This window comes from Sphingomonas sp. PAMC 26605, from assembly GCF_000241485.1.
GTDB lineage: Bacteria > Pseudomonadota > Alphaproteobacteria > Sphingomonadales > Sphingomonadaceae > Sphingomonas.
Genome location: NZ_JH584263.1, coordinates 1 through 1,023, shown reverse-complemented (window position 1 = coordinate 1,023; position 1,023 = coordinate 1). Strand labels below are relative to the sequence as shown.

The 1,023-nt window shown below is 65.8% G+C and carries 1 protein-coding gene; it reads left to right on the top strand.

Going from position 1 to position 1,023, the window contains the following annotated elements; all coding sequences use genetic code 11:
- Positions 1 to 22: 22 nt before the first annotated feature.
- On the top strand, positions 23 to 1,023 hold a 1,001-nt coding region (locus tag RH90_RS21940; protein ID WP_232280480.1), incomplete at its 3' end, for a tyrosine-type recombinase/integrase.

The following is a 1,023-nucleotide window of genomic DNA, read 5'->3' as shown; positions in this document are numbered from 1 at the left end:
CCCAGACAGCGCCCTTCAAGCCATCGTGGGCGAGGTGAAGGCGCTCGCGCCGCAGCGGGCCCTTCTCGATCCGCAGCTCGTTGCTGCGGCCTCACGCGCATGGTCGGCGAACACAGTGCGCGCGTTCCTCGCCGATCTACGCCTCTGGGATCTCTGGTGCCGACGATCCCATGTGCAGACGGGGGCTGCGACCGCGCAGACGGTCGCTGGCTACGTCCGGGCTCTCTCTGGCGAAGATGTCAGCACCGAAGCGGCACGCGCGACTGGAGCGCGCTCGGCGGCGACGATCGCGCGCTATCTGGTCCATATCGGCTGGGCCTATCGTATGGCGGGACGGGAGGACCCGACCGCGGCGCCGCTGGTGCGGCTCGAGCTTAAGGCCGCTCGCAAGGCCGTGGGCGTGCGGCAGACCCAGGCACGGGCGATCCGCTTCAAAGGCGACGTCACAGATCTCGATGGGCCTGCGGCCGGTGTGTCACTCACCGCGCTGATCAAAGCCTGTCGGAAGGACATGCTCGGTGCGCGGGATGAGGCGTTGCTTCGGGTCGCCTACGATACGGGCTGTCGCCGGTCCGAGTTGGTCGCGATTGACTTCACCCATATCGACGGGCCCGACGGGGAGGGGGCGGGCACCCTGTTGATCCCGAAGAGTAAGACCGACCGGGAAGGGCAGGGCGCGCACGCCTATCTATCGCCGGCGACGATGAGGGCGATCGATCGCTGGCGTGACAAAGGTGGGATCTCGAAAGGTCCGCTGTTCCGAAGGGTAGAAACCTACTTTGACGGCAGTGTGCGGTCGGTTGGTCAGGGTGCGCTCCACCCCGGCACGATCGGAATTATCTACAAACGTCTTGTCCGTCAGGCCTTCGAGAAGAAGCTGCTCGGCGCCATGGGCGAAAAAGAGGTTGAACGCTGGGTCGCAGCGGTCTCGAGCCACTCGATCAGGGTCGGCGTCGCGCAGGACAATTTTGCGGCCGGAGAAAGCCTGCCAGCGATCATGCAGGCCTATCGCTGGCGTGATCC